The sequence below is a fragment of the Idiomarina sp. ST20R2A10 genome, from assembly GCF_051842345.1.
In the GTDB taxonomy this organism is placed as follows: domain Bacteria; phylum Pseudomonadota; class Gammaproteobacteria; order Enterobacterales; family Alteromonadaceae; genus Idiomarina; species Idiomarina loihiensis.
Window position 1 is genome coordinate 1 of sequence record NZ_JBNIEY010000047.1, and the last position, 273, is coordinate 273.

Consider the following 273-nt stretch of genomic DNA (forward strand, 5'->3'; position numbering starts at 1 on the left):
CGCCCGCGCCGGTCACCGCGCAAGAACAAGCGCAGGAAAACAGGCACGAATTGATCGGTCGAGGAACCGGCGAGCCGTCAGGTGGAAGTGCTGCTGTCGGCGGCGCTGGAAGCCTGCGAGGCCTATTTCCAGGCCTTTCAGTTCGTGGTCTGGTCGGGCGTCACGGCCCGCGAGGCGCTGGAAAGTGTTGTGTTCGAGACAGTCGGTCGCGCCTGACTATAAATCAGTTTAATTTTGGCCCGGCGCTCGCGCCGGGTTTTCTGCGAGGCCGGG

The 273-nt window shown here is 63.4% G+C and carries 1 protein-coding gene; it reads left to right on the forward strand.

What is annotated here, in order from left to right; all coding sequences use genetic code 11:
• The first annotated feature begins 81 nt into the window (after window positions 1-81).
• A complete protein-coding gene (locus ACP7H9_RS14270; RefSeq protein WP_439222943.1) occupies window positions 82-216 on the forward strand; it encodes a hypothetical protein in 135 nt (44 codons plus the stop codon).
• Window positions 217-273: the final 57 nt, after the last annotated feature.